Source organism: Salinifilum ghardaiensis, assembly GCF_054491345.1.
Genome location: NZ_CM137101.1, coordinates 731,196 through 748,234, shown reverse-complemented (window position 1 = coordinate 748,234; position 17,039 = coordinate 731,196). Strand labels below are relative to the sequence as shown.

General features: G+C 73.4%; 15 protein-coding genes. 6 read left to right on the top strand and 9 right to left on the bottom strand.

Annotated elements, in window-relative coordinates; translation table 11 throughout:
• Window positions 1-9 precede the first annotated feature (9 nt).
• The gene (locus tag ACVGV0_RS03340) at window positions 10-366 is read right to left on the bottom strand and encodes a hypothetical protein (protein WP_459158385.1); all 357 of its coding nucleotides are present in this window, start codon (window positions 364-366) and stop codon (window positions 10-12) included.
• The gene (gene mca, locus ACVGV0_RS03335) at window positions 363-1,244 is read right to left on the bottom strand and encodes a mycothiol conjugate amidase Mca (protein WP_459158384.1); all 882 of its coding nucleotides are present in this window, start codon (window positions 1,242-1,244) and stop codon (window positions 363-365) included. The genes ACVGV0_RS03340 and mca overlap by 4 nt, the downstream gene beginning before the upstream one ends.
• A 191-nt stretch (window positions 1,245-1,435) precedes the next feature.
• Here mca and ACVGV0_RS03330 point away from each other — a divergent pair, with 191 nt between their 5' ends.
• Together ACVGV0_RS03330 and greA are read left to right on the top strand one after the other, a co-directional pair.
• A complete protein-coding gene (locus tag ACVGV0_RS03330; protein WP_459158383.1) occupies window positions 1,436-1,873 on the top strand; it encodes a DUF4307 domain-containing protein in 438 nt (145 codons plus the stop codon).
• Window positions 1,874-2,070: 197 nt separating this feature from the next.
• The gene (gene greA / locus ACVGV0_RS03325; RefSeq protein ID WP_459158382.1) at window positions 2,071-2,559 is read left to right on the top strand and encodes a transcription elongation factor GreA; all 489 of its coding nucleotides are present in this window, start codon (window positions 2,071-2,073) and stop codon (window positions 2,557-2,559) included.
• Between the two features lie 181 nt (window positions 2,560-2,740).
• Here the strand turns inward: greA and ilvA are convergent, their stop codons facing one another.
• The 4 genes from ilvA to ACVGV0_RS03305 form a co-directional block, all read right to left on the bottom strand.
• The gene (ilvA, locus tag ACVGV0_RS03320; protein ID WP_459158381.1) at window positions 2,741-3,952 is read right to left on the bottom strand and encodes a threonine ammonia-lyase; all 1,212 of its coding nucleotides are present in this window, start codon (window positions 3,950-3,952) and stop codon (window positions 2,741-2,743) included.
• A gap of 43 nt (window positions 3,953-3,995) precedes the next feature.
• Window positions 3,996-5,135, bottom strand: a complete 1,140-nt coding sequence (locus ACVGV0_RS03315; RefSeq protein WP_459158380.1) for a cystathionine gamma-synthase — start codon at window positions 5,133-5,135, stop codon at window positions 3,996-3,998.
• Between the two features lie 498 nt (window positions 5,136-5,633).
• Window positions 5,634-6,854 (bottom strand): hypothetical protein, encoded by a 1,221-nt coding sequence (locus ACVGV0_RS03310; RefSeq protein WP_459158379.1) that lies wholly within the window; start codon window positions 6,852-6,854, stop codon window positions 5,634-5,636.
• A gap of 99 nt (window positions 6,855-6,953) precedes the next feature.
• Window positions 6,954-8,321 (bottom strand): cystathionine beta-synthase, encoded by a 1,368-nt coding sequence (locus tag ACVGV0_RS03305; RefSeq protein WP_459158378.1) that lies wholly within the window; start codon window positions 8,319-8,321, stop codon window positions 6,954-6,956.
• Window positions 8,322-8,604: 283 nt separating this feature from the next.
• Between ACVGV0_RS03305 and ACVGV0_RS03300 the strand changes: the two genes are divergently transcribed.
• Window positions 8,605-9,537: an SGNH/GDSL hydrolase family protein gene (locus tag ACVGV0_RS03300; protein ID WP_459158377.1), complete on the top strand. Its 933-nt coding sequence runs from the start codon at window positions 8,605-8,607 to the stop codon at window positions 9,535-9,537.
• Between the two features lie 166 nt (window positions 9,538-9,703).
• Entirely contained in the window at window positions 9,704-10,924 is a 1,221-nt protein-coding gene (locus tag ACVGV0_RS03295) for an acetyl-CoA C-acetyltransferase (protein ID WP_459158376.1), read from the top strand.
• Window positions 10,925-11,151: 227 nt separating this feature from the next.
• Here ACVGV0_RS03295 and ACVGV0_RS03290 read toward each other — a convergent pair whose 3' ends face one another.
• The 3 genes from ACVGV0_RS03290 to ACVGV0_RS03280 form a co-directional block, all read right to left on the bottom strand.
• The gene (locus tag ACVGV0_RS03290; RefSeq protein ID WP_459158375.1) at window positions 11,152-11,961 is read right to left on the bottom strand and encodes a Bax inhibitor-1/YccA family protein; all 810 of its coding nucleotides are present in this window, start codon (window positions 11,959-11,961) and stop codon (window positions 11,152-11,154) included.
• Window positions 11,962-12,223: 262 nt separating this feature from the next.
• The gene (yidC, locus tag ACVGV0_RS03285; protein ID WP_459158374.1) at window positions 12,224-13,387 is read right to left on the bottom strand and encodes a membrane protein insertase YidC; all 1,164 of its coding nucleotides are present in this window, start codon (window positions 13,385-13,387) and stop codon (window positions 12,224-12,226) included.
• Window positions 13,388-13,689: 302 nt separating this feature from the next.
• Window positions 13,690-14,223 carry a hypothetical protein gene (locus ACVGV0_RS03280; protein ID WP_459158373.1) on the bottom strand — a complete coding sequence of 178 codons (534 nt, stop codon included), beginning with the start codon at window positions 14,221-14,223 and terminating at the stop codon, window positions 13,690-13,692.
• Window positions 14,224-15,407: 1,184 nt separating this feature from the next.
• Here ACVGV0_RS03280 and ACVGV0_RS03275 point away from each other — a divergent pair.
• Together ACVGV0_RS03275 and ACVGV0_RS03270 are read left to right on the top strand one after the other, a co-directional pair.
• Entirely contained in the window at window positions 15,408-16,367 is a 960-nt protein-coding gene (locus ACVGV0_RS03275; protein ID WP_459158372.1) for an NADP-dependent oxidoreductase, read from the top strand.
• Window positions 16,368-16,522: 155 nt separating this feature from the next.
• On the top strand, window positions 16,523-17,020 hold the full coding sequence (locus tag ACVGV0_RS03270) for an NUDIX domain-containing protein (RefSeq protein ID WP_459158371.1): 498 nt from the start codon (window positions 16,523-16,525) through the stop codon (window positions 17,018-17,020).
• The last annotated feature ends 19 nt before the right edge of the window (window positions 17,021-17,039 follow it).

Here is a 17,039-nt window from a genome sequence, read left to right as displayed (position 1 = left end):
ACAGCCGGGTCAGCCCGCGGAACCGCTCGCGCCGCCCGCTCTCCCGTCAGCTGCCCCGCCGTCGGGACCACCGCCGTCGGGATCGCCGCCGTCGGCGTTCCCGTCCGCCGAGCCCGCCGCGGTCGTGGCACCGGACCGCGCCCGCGCGGGCGCTGCGGCCTCGGCCCTCTCCTGGTCGAAGCGCTCCGGCAGCCTGCGCAGGTGCCGGGTCATCGACCACACCAGCAGGCACACGCCGATCAGCAGCACCAGCAGCAACAGCAGGCCCACCGGCGAGGACTTGCCGAAGTCCTCGCCCTGACCGCCGGGGTCGTCCGGCTGCGGGGCCTGGGCCACCACGAAGGTCAGCGCTTCCCGGCTCGTCATGTGCACACCTTCTCACGCACGCCCGCGAACAGGTCCTCCTCCGGCACCGTGGTGTCGACCAGGGAGCGCACCAGCTCGTAGTCCTCGTGCGGCCACAGCTCCTTCTGGAGCTCCAGCGGCACCGCGAACCACCTGCTGCTCGGGTCGATCTGCGTGGCGTGCGCGCGGAGCGCGTCGTCGCGCGCCTCGAAGTGATCGGCGCACTCCACCCGCGTGGTCACCCGTTCGTTCGGATCGGGGCGGGATTCGTCCCACTTGCTCAACCACTCACCGTACGGGGAGTGCATGCCGCGATCCACCAGCGCGTCGTGGAACAGCTGCATGCGGTGCCGGGAGAACCCGTGCGAGTAGTACAGCTTCAGCGGCTGCCACGGCTCCCCGACCTCGGGGAAGCGGTCCGGGTCGCCGGCGGCGTCGAACGCGGCCACCGAGACCTCGTGGCACCGGATGTGGTCCGGATGCGGGTACCCGCCCTTCTCGTCGTAGGTGATCAGCACGTGCGGGCGGAACTCCCGCACCACGCGCACCAGCTCCCGGGTCTCCTCCTCCAGCGGCAGCGTGGCGAAGCACCCCTCCGGCAGCGGCGGTGGCGGGTCCCCCTCGGGCAGCCCGGAGTCCACGTAGCCGAGCCAGCGGTGCTGCACTCCGAGGATCTTGGCCGCGTCCGCCATCTCCTCGCGGCGGACGTCGGTGAGGTTCTCCCGCACACCCGGCCGGTCCATGGCCTCGTTGAGGATGCTTCCGGCTTCCCCTCCGGTACACGTGACGACCATCACCTCGTGCCCGTCACTGACGTAGCGGGCGGTCGTCGCCGCACCTTTGCTGGATTCGTCGTCCGGGTGCGCGTGCACCGTCATGAGACGCAGCTTGTCCGCCATCGCCCGGCTGTCCCCTCCTGCTCGTGAGCACTCTGCACAGACGGCCCCGCCGCGAAGGCCGCGGGCACCCCAGCGATACTCAACGCGGGGGCGGGGGCCTATTGTTCCCCGCGGGGTCGTTCGATCCGTCGGCAACCCCGATCCTCCCCGCGGCACCGGCCGCGACCAGCACGACAGGGAAGGGGGAGCGCGTGAGCGAGACCGGGGTTCGCGAGGACCGGTACGGGTCCCGCGCGCGACGCCGGCCGCGCCCCGTGCTGCGGTGGTTGCTCACCGCGGCGGCCCTCGTCGTGCTGCTGGTGCTGTCGATCGTCGCCTACCGCAACTTCGGCAACGCACCGATCGAGGCCGAGCAGGTCGCCTTCGACGTCCGCGACGACGGTCACGTGCACGTCACCGTCCAGGTCCGGCGCGACGACCCCTCCGAGCGAGCGGAGTGCGTGGTGCGGGCCCGGGCCGAATCCGGCCGGGAAGTCGGCCGCAAGGAGATCGTGGTTCCCCCGGCGGAGGGTGCGGTCGTGCAGGGCACGACGCTGCGCACCTCCGCACGAGCGACCATCGGGGAGGTGTACGGCTGCACATACAACGTTCCTGAATATTTGTCCACCCAGCAGCGGCCGATTGGGTGAAGACCGCTCCCGCACGCCATGAGTTCGGAAAATCCGATCCCTGGACGTGCGATGTCGTGCTAGTGTCGACCGAAGAGGCACGGCCCCACGCGGGGGCCGTGTTTTTCCGTTCCTGGCCACCCTGAGGAACCGCCGGGCGCGGAAGGGTTGTCGGCCCGCGGAAAACGCGGAGCCTCCGTCGACGAGGAGTGGTGACCGTGAGCGAGACCCAGGTGACCTGGCTGACCCAGGATGCTTACGACCGGCTCAAGGCTGAGCTGGACGAGCTCGTGGCCAACCGCCCTGTGATCGCCGCGAAGATCAACGAGGCGCGGGAAGAGGGCGATCTCAAGGAGAACGGCGGCTACCACGCGGCCCGCGAGGAGCAGGCCCAGCTGGAGGGCCGGGTCCGCCAACTGCAGGAGCTGCTGCGCACCGCCAAGGTCGGCGATGTCCCCACCGAGCAGGGCGTGGCCAAGCCCGGATCGGTGCTGACCGTGCGCTTCGAGGACGACGCGGAGACCGAGACGTTCCTGCTGGCCACGCGCGAGGAGGGCGCGCACGGCGACCTCGAGGTGTACTCGCCGAACTCGCCGCTGGGGCAGGCGCTCATCGACGCCAAGGAGGGCGAGACGGTCGAGTACGAGCTCCCCAACGGCGGGACGATGCAGGTCACGCTGGTCAAGGCGGAGCCGTTCACCGGCTGAGCGATCGCTCGCGCGCAGCGGGCGCCTCCGGAGCCGGAGGCGCCCGCCGTCGCTCCCCGCCGCCACGAGCGCGGTCCGGTGGTCCCCGGCACAACGCTGCGCCGGGGACGTTTCTGCACCGGGGCCCAGCGCCTCCCGGTGGCCCAGCGCCTCCCGGTGCCCCAGCACCGCCCGGTCGGGATCACCGCCGCGCGATGACCGCGTACCCGGCGCTCTCCAGGCTGCTCACCACGTGCTCGCGGTGCTGCGGGCCGCGCGTTTCCAGGCTGATCTCCACGTCGACCTCGCCGAGCTCCAACGCGCCGCTGACGCGGGAGTGCTCGATGTCGAGCACGTTGGCCTGCCAGGAGCCGAACCGGGTGAGCAGACCGGCCAGCGCGCCGGGTTCGTCGGGCAACCGCACGCGCAGCGACAGGTACCGCCCGGCCGCGGCCATGCCGTGCCGGATGACCTGCAGCAGGAACAGCGGGTCGATGTTGCCGCCGGAGAGCACGGCCACGGTCGGCGCGGGCAGCCGGTCCGGGTGCTCCAGCACCGCGCCGGCTGCGGCCACCCCGGCCGGTTCGACCACGAGCTTGGCGCGCTCGAGGCACAGCAGCAGCGCCTGCGACAGCGTTTCCTCGCCGACGGTGAGCACGTCGTCGACCAGTTCCGAGACGTGCGCGTAGGTTTCCGCACCCGGTTCGGCCACGGCGATGCCGTCGGCCATGGTGCGGGTGGTCTCCAGCCGCACCGGCGAGCCGGCCGCCAGCGACGGCGGCCACGCCGCCGCCTGCGCCGCCTGCACCCCGATGACGCGCACCTCGGGCCGCTCGGCCTTGATCGCCGCGGCGATCCCGGAGAGCATCCCGCCCCCGCCGGTGGGTACGAGGACGCTGCGCACCTCGGGCAGCTGCGCCAGGACCTCGCGGCCCACGGTGCCCTGCCCGGCGATCACGTCCGGGTGATCGAAGGGGTGGATGAACGTGGCCCCGGTGCGCTCGGCGAACTCCCGGGCGGCGGTGAACGTCTCGCCCAGCGTCGCACCGTGCGACCGCACGTCGGCCCCGTAGGACTGGGTGGCCGCGAGCTTCGGCAGCGGCGCCCGCTCGGGCATGAACACCGTCGAGTGGATTCCCAGCAGCGAGGCCGCCAGCGCCACGCCTTGGGCGTGGTTGCCGGCGCTGGCCGCCACGACCCCGGCGTCGCGCTGCTCCGCCGTGAGCCCCGCCAGCCGCACGTACGCGCCGCGAATCTTGAACGAGCCGGTGCGCTGCAGGTTCTCGCACTTGAGGAAGACCTCGCCACCGCGTGAGCGGCCGAGCACGCGCGAGTGGGTCAGCGGCGTTTCCCGGACCACCTGCCCGAGCTGCTGCGCCGCCTGCCGTATCCGTTCCGCGTCGACCAGCACCATGCGGGCAATCCTGCCACCGCGCCGGCACCGGCGTGCAGCGCGGTCAGCCGAGCGCCTGCAGCAGGTCGGAGACGAGGTCCGCGGGCTCTTCGATGCCGACCGACAACCGCACCAGGTTCTCCGGCACCTGCAGCATCGACCCGGTGGTGCTGGCGTGCGTCATCTTGCCCGGGTGCTCGATGAGCGACTCGACCCCGCCGAGCGATTCGGCCAGGGTGAACAGGCGCGTGCGCGCGCACACGCCGAGCGCGCCGTCCTCGCCGTCGACGTGGGTGAACGAGACCATCCCGCCGAAGGCCGCCATCTGCTGCGCGGCGACGTCGTGGCCGGGGTGTTCGGCCAGGCCCGGGTAGAACACGCGGCGCACCTTCGGGTGGCCGCGCAGGGCCTCGACGACGCGCTCGGCGTTGGTGCTGTGCTGGCGCATCCGCACGGCCAGCGTGCGCGCGCCGCGCAGCGTCAGCCACGCGTCGAACGGCCCCGGCACCGCCCCGGCGCTGTTCTGCAGGAACGCCAGCTTCTCCGCGAGCTCCTCGTCGGAGGTCACCACCGCACCACCGACCACGTCCGAGTGGCCGCCGAGGTACTTCGTGGTGGAGTGCACGACCACGTCCGCGCCGAGCTCCAGCGGCTGCTGCAGGTAGGGCGAGGCGAACGTGTTGTCCACGACCAGCGTGGCCCCCGCCTGGTGGGCCACCTCCGCGATCGCGGCGATGTCGGCGATCGTCAGCAGCGGGTTCGTCGGCGTCTCGATCCAGACCACCGCGGTCTCCGGGCGGATCGCCTGGCGCACCGCGGCCGGATCGGACACCGGCACCGGGGTGTACTGCACCCCCCAGTCCGTGAGGACCTTGTCGACCAGGCGGAACGTGCCGCCGTAGGCGTCGTCCGGGATGACCATGTGGCCGCCGGGGCGCAGCAGTGCCCGCAGCACCGCGTCCGTGGCGGCCATGCCGGAGGCGAACGCGCGGCCGCGGGCGCCGCCCTCCAGCGCGGCGAGGCACTCCTCCAGCGCGGTGCGCGTGGGATTGCCGGTGCGGGAGTACTCGTACCCTGCCCGCTGGCCCCCGACGCCGTCCTGCGCGTAGGTGGACGTGGCGTGGATCGGGGGGATCACCGAACCGGTCGAGGGGTCGGCGTCCTGTCCCGCGTGGATCGCGCGCGTGGCGAAGCCGTCGCTCATGGCCGCACAGCCTAACGCGGCCCGACGGCCGCGCCCGCGCGGGACGCGGTGTGCCGGCGCCGGCGCGGGCGCGCCGGGAACGCCGCCGGCGGGGGCCCGGGAAACGGTCCCCGCACCCGGCGGGGCGCGGGGACCGTCGCGATCACGCAGGTGGCGCCGGGCCCACCTCAGGGACCGCGCAGATTGGCGGCCATGTGCTCGACCGCACCGCCCCGTCAGGCAAGCGGCGCAGCCGCTTCATCGCCACGTACGCAGAGCGCCCCGCCGCGGGTTCTCCGGCGCCTCCTCGCGAGGACAGCCCCGGCGATGCTGCTCCCGTCTGGGGCGGGTGGTCGGGGGCAGCTGGGAGGGTGGTCGGGGGCAGCTGGGAGTAGGTGGCTACCCGATGTCGGGGATCCCGGAGCGAGGTGCCGCCGGAGGTTCCTCCCAGCTACCCCCATCCCCCCGCCCTCAACAGCCAATCCGCGGACTCTCTCAGGGGGCTCACCAGTGCTGTGCTCACCACTGCGGGGGCTGCTGACCGGGGAAGCCGCCCTGCTGCGGCGGCTGGCCGTAGCCCTGGCCGTACTGCGGGGGCTGCTGGCCGGGCTGGGGCTGCCCGTACGGCTGCTGGCCGTACTGCGGCTGCTGGCCGGGGAAGCCGCCCTGCTGGGGCTGACCAGGATGGGGCTGACCAGGATGGGGCTGGCCGTACTGCGGGGGCTGCTGGCCGGGCTGGGGCTGCCCGTACGGCTGCTGGCCGGGGAAACCGCCCTGCTGGGGCTGACCGGGCTGGGGCTGCCCGAACGGCGCCTGCATCCCGCCCTGACCGGCGGCCGCCTTGGCCTGCATGGCCTTCGAGGTGTCCGGCAGCCACCAGAGCACGAGCAGCGCCGCGCCGAAGAGGAGTCCGAAGATCCCCGACAGGGGCACCATAAAGAGGTTGACGAGGCCACCCAGGAGGCTGAGACCGCCGAAGACGGTGATCACGATGCGGCCCCAGTTCTTCCCCTGCCCGGCGTTCCACGCGCACCAGGCCAGGAGACCGGCCATGGCCAAGCCGAGGAGGATCCCGATGACGCCGCCCACCACCGCAGCGCCGTAGCCCGTCGTCATCGCGCGGATGCCGTTGATCAGCGAGAACAGAGCTGCGACGGCGGAGATGCCGATCGTGACCCACATGGCGGCCTGCAGCATCGTGCCGGAGGAACCGCCCTGCTGCCCCGCGCCGTACGCACCGGCGGGCTGGCCGTACGGCGGCTGCTGGCCGTACGGCGGCTGCTGGCCGAAGCCCTGCTGCGGCTGGCCGGGCTGGGGCTGGCCGAAGCCCTGCTGGGGCTGGCCGGGCTGCTGGAAACCCTGCTGCGGCTGGCCCGGCTGCTGCGCCGGGAAGCCCCCCGGCTGGCTGCCGGGACCACCCGGCTGCGCGGGGAAACCACCGGGTTGGCTCTGCGTGCCCGGCTGCTGGTACATGGGCTGCGGCGGCTGCATCGACGGCGGCACCACCGATGTGGAATCACCTCCGCCCGGGTTCTGCTGCCCGGACTGCTGCATCGGCGAGACGACCTGCGTGGAGTCGCCCGCCGACTGCCCCTGCTGCGCGGCCTGCGCCGCCTGGGCCGCCTGCGCGGCCTGGGCCGGGTTGACGACCTGCGTCGAGTCGCCGGCCTGCTCCTGAGCACCAGGGTCCTGGGGAGGCTGTTCCTGCTGGCCGCCGTCCGGCGGCTGCGGAGCGCTCATCGGGTTTCTCCTAACCCCCTCGTAAGGCATGAAAGCTCGTCGTGCGCGGCCTACATTAACGGATCGCCGGTAACGGCCGTGCCTGTCCGCCGCAACTCGTCAACCGCCTGCGACGAACCCGAGCACGTCCTGGCGGGTGACCACCCCGGTGGGCTTGCCGTCGACGAGCACGAGCACGCCGTCGGCGCGGGCCATCGAACTCAGCGCCGCGCTGATCTGCTCCCCGGCGCCGATGCTGGGCAGCGGCGGTGACATGTGCTCCTCGACCCGGTCGGCGAGGTGCGCCCGCCCGGCGAACAGGGCGTCCAGCAGGTCGCTCTCCACGATCGACCCCGCCACCTCGGCGGCCATGATCGGCGGTTCCGCGTTGACCACGGGCATCTGGGACACCCCGAACTCGCGCAGGATGGCGACCGCGTCGGCCACCGTCTCGTTCGGGTGCACGTGCACCAGCTCGGGCATCGTCCCGTCCTTGCGGCGCAGCACGTCGGCGACCGAACCGCCCGAGTGGTCCGGCGGGAGGAAGCCGTAGGAGGCCATCCACGAGTCGTTGAAGACCTTGGTGAGGTAACCGCGCCCGCCGTCGGGCAGGAGCACGACCACCACGTCGTCCGGGTCGGCGTTCTCCGCCACCCGCAGCGCGGCGACCGCGGCCATGCCGCTCGACCCGCCGACGAGCAGCGCTTCCGAGTGCGCCAGCTGCCGGGTCATGTGGAACGAGTCGGCGTCGGAGACCGACACGATCTCGTCGCAGATCTCCCGGTCGTAGGTCTCCGGCCAGAAGTCCTCGCCGACGCCTTCGACGAGGTACGGCCGGCCCTTCCCGCCGGAGTAGACCGAGCCCTCCGGGTCGGCCCCGACGACGCGCACGCGCCCGTCGGAGACCTCCTTGAGGTAGCGGCCCACCCCGGAGATCGTGCCGCCAGTGCCGATGCCCGCGACGAAGTGGGTGATGCGCCCCCCGGTCTGCGCCCAGATCTCGGGGCCGGTCGACTGGTAGTGCGCCTCGGGGTTGGCCGCGTTCGCGTACTGGTCCGGCTTCCACGCCCCCTCGATCTCCGCGACCATCCGGTCGGAGACCTGGTAGTAGGAGTCCGGGTGGTCCGGCGGCACCGCCGTCGGGCACACGACCACTTCCGCGCCGTAGGCCCGCAGCACGTCGCGCTTGTCCTGGCTGACCTTGTCGGGGCAGACGAACACGCAGCGGTAGCCCTTGCGCTGGGCGATCATCGCCAGGCCGACGCCGGTGTTGCCGGAGGTCGGTTCGACGATCGCGCCTCCCGGCCGCAGCGCTCCCGAGCGCTCCGCGGCTTCGACCATGCCGAGCGCGATGCGGTCCTTCACGCTGCCGCCGGGGTTGAGGTACTCGACCTTGGCCAGGACCGGCGTCGACGAGCTCGCCACGGCGTCCAGCCGGACGAGCGGGGTGTTGCCCACCAGATCGATGACATGCTCGGCGTATTCCACGTTGGGTCCCTCGGTGCTGGAACTGGGTTGTCGAACGCAGCGCCGTGCCGTCCGCCACGGGCGGCACGGCGCGTGGCCGGGCGGGACCGGACGCTGGTACCCGGTGGGAACGGTCCTGCTCGCCGACCGACGCCGTCGAGCCTAATCTGACCTCGCCGGCGAACCGGCGCAGCATCGGGCACGACACACCGGGGCGCTTCCGAGCACCCCGGACGTCGATCGTGCCCGCCCCGCGCCCGGTCGCCGAGCGGACGGGCGGCGCGACACGGGAGGGAGGGCGACATTGCTCGCGGCGAAGGCACTGCGGCTCGCGCTCCTGGCCGCGGGGGCGGCCGGTGGGCTGTCCGGCGCGGCCTACGGCCTGCTCAACGGCCAGTCCCGGCACGCCCGGCGCGTGATCGGACTGCCCGGCGACGCCCCGCTGCGCGCCGACGGCGTGTACCACCCGCGGCGGGACCCCAGCCGGGACGACCCCCCGGCGGGGTCCCCCGAACCGCTGGCGCTGGCCGTGCTGGGGGACTCCTCGGCCGCGGGGCTCGGCGTGACCACCCCCGCGGAGCTGCCCGGGGTGCTCATCGCCCACGAGCTGGCCGAAGAGCTGGACCGCCCCGTCGCGCTGACCACGCACGCGATCGTCGGCACCACCTCGCAGGGGCTGGCCCGGCAGGTGACGGCGGCCCGCACCGAGGAGCCCGAGCTGGTGCTGATCATCGTCGGCGCCAACGACGTCACCTCGCGGCTGCCGATCGCGTCCTCCGGGCGCCTGCTGGGCGATGCGGTGCGCTCCTTCCGGGCCGACGGCGTCCCGGTGGTGGCGGGCACCTGCCCGGACCTCGGCGCGATCCGCCCGATCCCGCAACCGCTGCGCGCCGTGGCCAGCCGGTGGAGCCTGGCGCTGGCGCAGTCCCAGCGGCGGGAGGTGGAGGCCGCCGGCGGGTACGCGGTGCCGCTGGCGGACCTGCTCTCGCCGGAGTTCCTCACCCGCCCCGGCGAGTTCTTCAGCCCCGACCGGTTCCACCCCTCCGCGGCCGGTTACGAGGCCGCCGCGACGGTGCTGCTGCCCGCGCTGAGCGCCGCCCTGGGCGCCTGGGACGGCGGGCCGCTGCCCCCCGCTCCGACGCGGTCGACCGCCGCCGAAGCGCGCCGTCCCACCCGCCGCATCGTGCGCCGGCTGAACTGGCGGCTGCACCGCGCCGAGGGGAACGAGCTGGGCTGAGCCCGGGACCCGGCCGCGCACCGCCGCGCGCTTCCGTCCCGCGACGCGGATCACAGGCGTACCGAATGGTCGGTCTGCGTATTGTCCGCGGAGGCGTCCCGCCGTCAGGATGACGGCGTCACGTCAACACGACCGACCAGCAGGTCGCCAGTCCCGAGGAGCCGTCATGCCAGAGCCAGTCATCGTCGCCACCGCCCGCTCCCCGATCGGCCGCGCCAAGAAGGGCTCGCTGGCCGACTCCCGACCGGACGACCTGACCGCGCAGGTCGTGCGCGCGGCGCTGGAGGAGGTGCCGCAGCTCGACCCGGCCGAGATCGACGACCTGATGCTCGGCTGCGGCCTGCCCGGCGGCGAGCAGGGCTTCAACATGGCCCGCGTGGTCGCCGTGCTCATGGGCCACGACCACCTGCCCGGCACCACGATCACCCGCTACTGCTCCTCCAGCCTGCAGACCACGCGGATGGCGATGCACGCCATCAAGGCCGGCGAGGGCGACGTGTTCATCAGCGCCGGCGTGGAGATGGTCTCCCGCTTCGCGAAGGGCAACTCGGACTCGCTGGAGAACACCCAGAACCCCGAGTTCACCCCCGCGCAGGAGCGCACCGCGCGCGCCGGCGAGCAGGGCGCCGACACGTGGACCGACCCGCGCGAGGAGGGCCTGCTGCCCGACGTCTACATCCCCATGGGGCAGACGGCCGAGAACCTCGCGCGGCGGGAGGGCGTCACCCGCGACGAGATGGACGAGTTCGGGGTGCGCTCGCAGAACCTGGCGGAGAAGGCCATCGCCGACGGGTTCTGGTCCCGCGAGATCACCCCGATCACCACGCCCTCCGGTCAGGTCGTCGACAGCGACGACGGCCCGCGCTCGGGCGTGACCAAGGAGTCCGTCGCGGAGCTGAAGCCGGTCTTCCGGCCCGACGGCCGGATCACCGCGGGCAACGCCTGCCCGCTCAACGACGGCGCCGCGGCCGTGGTCGTCATGAGCGACACGAAGGCCGCGGAACTCGGGCTGACCCCGCTGGCCCGCATCGTCTCCACCGGCGTGTCCGCGCTGTCCCCGGAGATCATGGGGCTCGGCCCGGTCGACGCCTCCCGCCAGGCGCTGCGGCGCGCCGGGATGAGCATCGACGACATCGACCTGGTGGAGATCAACGAGGCCTTCGCCGCCCAGGTCATCCCGTCCTACCAGCAGCTGGGCATCCCGCTGGAGAAGCTCAACGTCAACGGCGGCGCCATCGCCGTGGGCCACCCCTTCGGCATGACCGGCGCGCGCATCACCGGCACGCTGCTGAACTCGCTGGACTGGCACGACCAGCGCTACGGGCTGGAGACGATGTGCGTCGGCGGCGGCCAGGGCATGGCGATGATCGTCGAGCGGCTCAGCTGAGTCCGCTCCCCGGCCGCCGGCCGGGCACGCGCGAACCGGGGCGCCACTGCCGCAGCGACGTCCCGCGGTCGTTCGAGGGGCGGTCGTTCGAGGGACTCGCACGAGAAAGCGGGGGCGGCTCGCGAGCCGCCCCCGCCGCGCAGGACTCCCCGCGCTCACCGACCGCGCGGATCGGCGGTCGTGCGCTCGGCCCGCACCGGGCCCGCTGCGCCGCCGGTCCGCGGGCCCTATTCGCTCTGGAAGTAGCTGAGCAGCCGCAGGATCTCGATGTAGAGCCAGACCAGGGTGACCATCAGGCCGAAGGCGACGTACCAGGAGACCTTGGCGTCCACGCCCTCCTTGATGGCCCGGTCGGCCTGGTCGAAGTCGAGCAGGAAGCTGAACGCCGCCAGCCCGATGCACAGCAGGCTGAAGCCGATCGCCAGCGGACCGCCGTCGCGCAGGCCCAGCCCGCCCGAGATGAAGAAGCTCGCGATCAGGTTGACCAGCATCAGCGCGGCCACGCCGGCGATGCCGCCGATGATGAACTTCGTCAGCTTCGGCGTGACGCGGATCGCGCCGGTCTTGTAGACGACGAGCATGCCGGCGAAGACGCCGACCGTCCCCGCGATGGCCTGCAGGATGATCCCCGGGTTGCCCGCGATGAGGTTCGCGAACAGGTAGCTGATGCCGCCGAGGAACACGCCCTCCACCGCGGCGTAGGCGACCACCAGGGCGGGGCGGATCTTCTTGGTGAAGATGATCACCAGCGAGAGCACGAAGCCCACGATCGCCGCCGGCAGCGCCAGGGCCACCGCCGGCTGCCCGAAGGTGTAGGTGATCGTGCCCGTGATCACCGCGATCGCCAACGTGATCGCCGTCTTGGTGACCACGTCGTCGATGGTCATCGGCCGCGTCGACTGCGGCGGCGCGGTCGGCGCCTGCCCCGGCGGCGCGCCGTGACCACCCGGCTGCGCCTGGCCGTAGTTGAAACTCGCGTATCCCCCGCCGCTGTGCGCAGGCAGGTTCTTGAACGCGGGGTTGCTGCTTGTGCGCAACTCATCCTCCTGAGGGTGCGTGCGCGCCGTCTTCGGCGGAACAACGAACAGGTGCCCCGATCAGTTCCCGGCAGGACAAATCAGACCCTACGCGACGGGGCCGGTGATCAAGCGACGCCGGGCCCGCGCGGAGGTCCGCCGGCCCGGTTCTGCACCGGCCCGGTTCCGCATCGGCCGGTTCCGCGCCGGCGCGGGCCGCACGGGACGAGGAGCGCACCGCGTCCTCCACCGGCCCGCGGATCGAGCACCGGAGGTCGGTGCGCTATCGCCGCTTCTTGCCCTTCTTGGCGCTGGCGGCCTGCTTGCCGGGGCGCTTCTTCGGCTGCGCCTTCTTCTTGCCCGAGTGGGCGCCCTGGCCCTGCGACTTGCCCGGACCCTGCGACTTGACCTGGCCCTGCGATTTGCCCGGGCTCGACTGGTCCGGCTGCCCGTTGGTCTTCGCCTTGGCCTGTCCGTTCTGCGTCCCCGCGGCGGTCGGCTCGGCCCGCTCGCCGGAGTCGTCCGCCGCGCCGTCCGCGTCGTCCGCGCCGCTCGCGCCGTTCTCGGAGGACTTGGAGCGCACCGGCTTCTGCCCCGGCTTCGGACGGGAGATGCTCTGCTTGCGCTCCTCCTCCTTGGCCTTCTCCTTCTCCTTCTCGCGCTGCTGCTCGCGATCCACCTTGTTGGTGAGGAAGTGCTGCTGGCCCAGGGTCCAGACGTTGTTGGCCAGCCAGTACAGCAGCACCGCGATGGGCAGGATCCAGCCGGAGATCAGCGCGCCGATCGGTGCGACGTACATCATGATCTTGCCCATGGCCGCCGTCTGCGGGTTCGCCATGGACATCTCGGTCTGCCGGCGCATGGACATGCGCATCGTGAAGTACGTCGCCACCGAGGCCACGAGCATCAGCGGCACGCCGACGAGGATCATCGACATCCGGTCGGTGCCGAAGTCCTCCAGCACGGCCTGCGGCTGGGTGATCGCGTTGGACAGCTTCGCGCCGAAGATGTGCGCGTTGATGAACGACTCGACGCCGGAGCGGTCGAAGAAGAAGTTGCTGTCCGCGCCCGGCTTGAAGCTCCGCAGCACGTGGAACAGGCTCAGGAAGACCGGGAGCTGCACCAGCACCGGCAGGCAGCCGCCGAGCGGGTTCACCCCGTGCTCGGACTGCAGCTTCTGCATCTCCTGCGCTTGCCGCTGCCGGTCGTTCTTGTGCTTGTCCTTGATCTTCTGGATCTGCGGCGCGAACTTCTGCATCTTGCGCGCGGAGCGCATCTGGCTCAGAGCCGGCTTCAGCAGCAGCACACGCAGCGTGAAGACCAGGAAGAACACCGACAGCGCCCACGCGAAGCCGTTGTCCGGCCCGAGGACGAAGCCGAAGACCTGGTGCCACACCCACAGGATGAACGACACCGGGTACAGGATGAAGCCGAAGAAATCCGCCACTCGTTACTCCCGGTCACGCCTGGAACGCGCCCGCAGCGGGCGCGCCTGCTCGGCCGCGCCCCACAGGGGCCAACCACACCAGGGTGCCATGCGGCCGCCGGGGAACCCGCACCCCCCGGCGACCGCCGTCGCAGCGCAGCGCGCCGCTCACCGGAGGGATCGGGACTGCTTCCGGGATCCGCCCGCGGCCGGTTCGGCCTGTTGCGGCCCCCGTGGTGCGCGGCCGGCGGCCGCACCGCCCGGCGGACCCGACCAGGGGGTGGAACCCGGCCGGGCGGGTTCAGCGGTGCCGTCGACCGCCGCTACTTGAGGGCGCGGCCGACGAGCCGCCCGCCCCACAGGTAGATCAGCGCGGCCAAGCCGTAGTTGACGATGACGCCGAGCGTGGCGTCACCGGGCTGGAAGACGTCGCCCAGCCCGAACACGAACGTCTTGGCCACGGTGTAGGTGAACGACACGAACCCGTGGTCCTGGTTCGCGCCCGCCACCACGAACACGATGTGGAGCACGAACGCCAGGGCGATGAGACCGGTGACCAGTTGGACCGCGCGCCCCACGGCCGAGGCGCTCGGCAGCGGTACACCACCCCCGCCGCCCTCGCGGCGCGACCGCCGCGACTCCGGGCCGTAGCGCTCGTCCTCCTCCTCGTAACGGGAGCGCCGGCGCGAGCGGGGCTCGGGTTCGCGGTACGGCTCCGGTTCGTCGTAGGCGGGATCGTCGTCCCAGTACCCGTAGCGGTCCTCCTCGTGCGAGGGCTCGTACGGGGGGTGCGGCTCGGCGGAGGCGGGCTGCACGCGCGTCGGCTGCGGATGCTGCGGCGGCTGGTAGCCGGGCACTCCCGGCGCCGGGTGCGCCTGCTCCGGCGGAGCGGGAGGCGCTCCCGGCGGCCCGGGCTGGTGGCCGGGCGGCGGGGCGGGGGCACCGGACGGCCCCGGCATCGCCTGCCCGGGGGCGGGGCCTGGCTGCGCGCCCGGCGGCGGCCCACCTGGCTGCCCCGGCGGTGGTCCGCCGGGCTGACCCGGCTGTCCGGGCGGCGCCTGCGGAGGAGGGCCGGGGGGCGCGCCCGGGGGCGGACCCGGCTGCCCGGCCGGGGGTCCCTGCGGCGGATGCCCCGGTCCACCGGGATGGTTCTGCGGGCCGGGCGGTGCTCCGTGCTGCGCCGGGGCCTGCGGTGGTGCCGGGGCCTGCGACCCCGGCGGACCGTGCGGAGGTGCTGCCGGCGGGGCGCCGTGCGGGGGCGCTCCCTGCGGCGCTTGCGGCGGTGCGCCCTGCGCGGGCGCGCCCTGTGGCGAGAAGCCCTGCCCGGGAGCCCCCTGCGCCGCGGGCGGCCCGGGCGGTGCGTCCGGCGGCGGTGGCGCACCCTGCGGGGGAGCCCCCTGCGGCCCTGCGCCCGGCGCGGCGGGGGGAGCTGCCGGGGGCGGCGCACCCCGCGGCCCGGACTGGCCGGCCGGCGCGGGCGGTGGCGCCTGCTGCCCGGGCGGGGGCTGCGCCGGCGCTTCGGCTGCGGATCCCTCCGGGGCGGACGGCTGCCGGGGTGCCTGGTGCGTCTCCGCCCCCTCGGGAGGTCGTGGTGCCGCCGGCCCCGGAGCTCCGGGTCGTTGCGGGCCGTTCGGGGGCTGCGCACGCTCGTTGGGCATCGCGCAGATTGTGGCCACCACAGGCGGGGCGCGAAAGTCCGCCCCCGCGCGGTGGCGCGATGAGCCTGCGCACAGCTCCGCACGTTCCTGCCGCACCGCCCGTTGCCCGCTCGCCCACGACCCCACCAGCGCACATTGGACTCGTTCCAGAAAGCGCAATTTTCATGAAAATTGGAAGCCGTCCCCACACGGATGGAGCACCACTCGTCCACAGGGGTGCGGGTTGTCCACAGGCGGGGAGCCTCGGTGACCTCGAACGGGGAGAGAACGCGGGGTGGGTGCGGGTGGCCGCGAGCGCGGGTGGCCGCGAGCGCGGCGGGCACGGCCCGGGGCGGAATAGGGTGTGGATCAGGCGCGTTGCCCCGGGCATGCGAGCAGTGGGAGTGACCGAATTCGGCGGCCCCGGGGCGCTGCAGGTGCACGACATCGCCGAGCCGAGCGCCGGCCCCGGTGAGATCCGCCTCCGCGTGTGCGCCGCAGCCGTGAACCCGACCGACACCCACGTGCGGAACGGGGCGCGCCGGAAGAGCCTGGAGAAGCACGACCCGCCCTACGTCCCCGGCATGGACGTCGCCGGAGTCGTCGACGCCGTCGGCGCCGGGACGCGGACCGAACTCGCGGTGGGCGACCGCGCCATGGGCATCGTCGTGCCCGTCGGATCGCACGGCGCCTACGCGGAGAAGGTCGTCCTGCCCGCCGAGTCGGTCGCCCCCGCTCCGGCCGGCACCAGCCACGCCGAGGCCGCGACGCTGCCGATGAACGGGCTCACCGCCCGCCTGTCGCTAGACCTGCTGAACCTGAACCCGGGTTCGACGCTGGCGGTCACGGGTGCGGCCGGCGCCTACGGCGGCTACGTCATCCAGCTCGCCAAGGCAGCGGGACTGCGCGTCGTCGCCGATGCGGCGAGCGAGGACGAGCAGCTGGTCCGCGACCTCGGTGCGGACGTGGTGGTACCCCGCGGCGAGCAGGTGGCCGAGGCGATCCGCGACGAGGTCCCGGACGGCGCGGACGGGCTCGCCGACGGTTCCGTGCAGGGGGAACAGCTGCTGCCCGCGGTGCGCGACGGCGGTGTGATCACCAGCGTGCGCGGGTGGCGCGGCCAGTACGACCGCGGAATCGAAGTGCGCCCCACGCTCGTGGTGGACTACGCCCGCGAGCACGCCAAACTGGACGAGCTGCGCGAGCAGGCGGAGCGAGGGGTGCTGAGCCTGCGCGTGGCGCGCACGTTCCCGCCGGAGCGGACCGCCGAGGCGCACCGGGCACTCGAGGGCGGCGGCGTGCGCGGGCGGCTGGTCATCCTGCCGTCGGGCGCCGCGCACGACGACCACCGGCCGGGCGCGTGAGCACGCCGGAGCACCGGTGGCCGCCCCGGAGCGCCGCGCACCACCCTCCACAGCGGACCCACCGGTGCTCGGCACCGCCCACGATGGTCCACAACGGACAGATCACGCGATGAGCTCAGTCCACACCAGGCACTCGATCCGCAGCGGACACCCCCATGGCCGACCGGCACCTCGTCGACGTGCACGTGCTGCTCGTCAGCAGCACCTCGCTGCTGCTGAGCAAGCGGCGTGATCCGCACAGCGAGTTCGACGGGATGTGGCACCTGCCCAGCGGCAAGCTCGAGGCCGGTGAATCGGTGCTCGAGGCGGCCTGCCGCGAGGCCGCCGAGGAGATCGGGGTGCGCCTCGCCGCGCCCGCGCTGCGGCACGTGCACACGGCGCACGTGAGCGCCCCGGGGCTCGAACCGCGGCTCGGGCTGTTCTTCGAGGCCCGCGAGTGGGTGGGCGAACCCGTCAACCGCGAGCCCGCGAAGTGCTCCGAGCTGCGCTGGTTCGAGCTCGACGACCTGCCGGCCGAGCTCATCTCCTACCCCGCCGCCGGCATCCGCGGCTACCGCACCGGCCGAAGCCTCAGCACGCCCGGTTGGCCGGGCACCGGCGCTTCCGGCGCCGCCTCGGGGCAGGGCGCCGACGGGGAGCCCCGCCGGGGATGAGCCGGCGCCGCACCCGCAC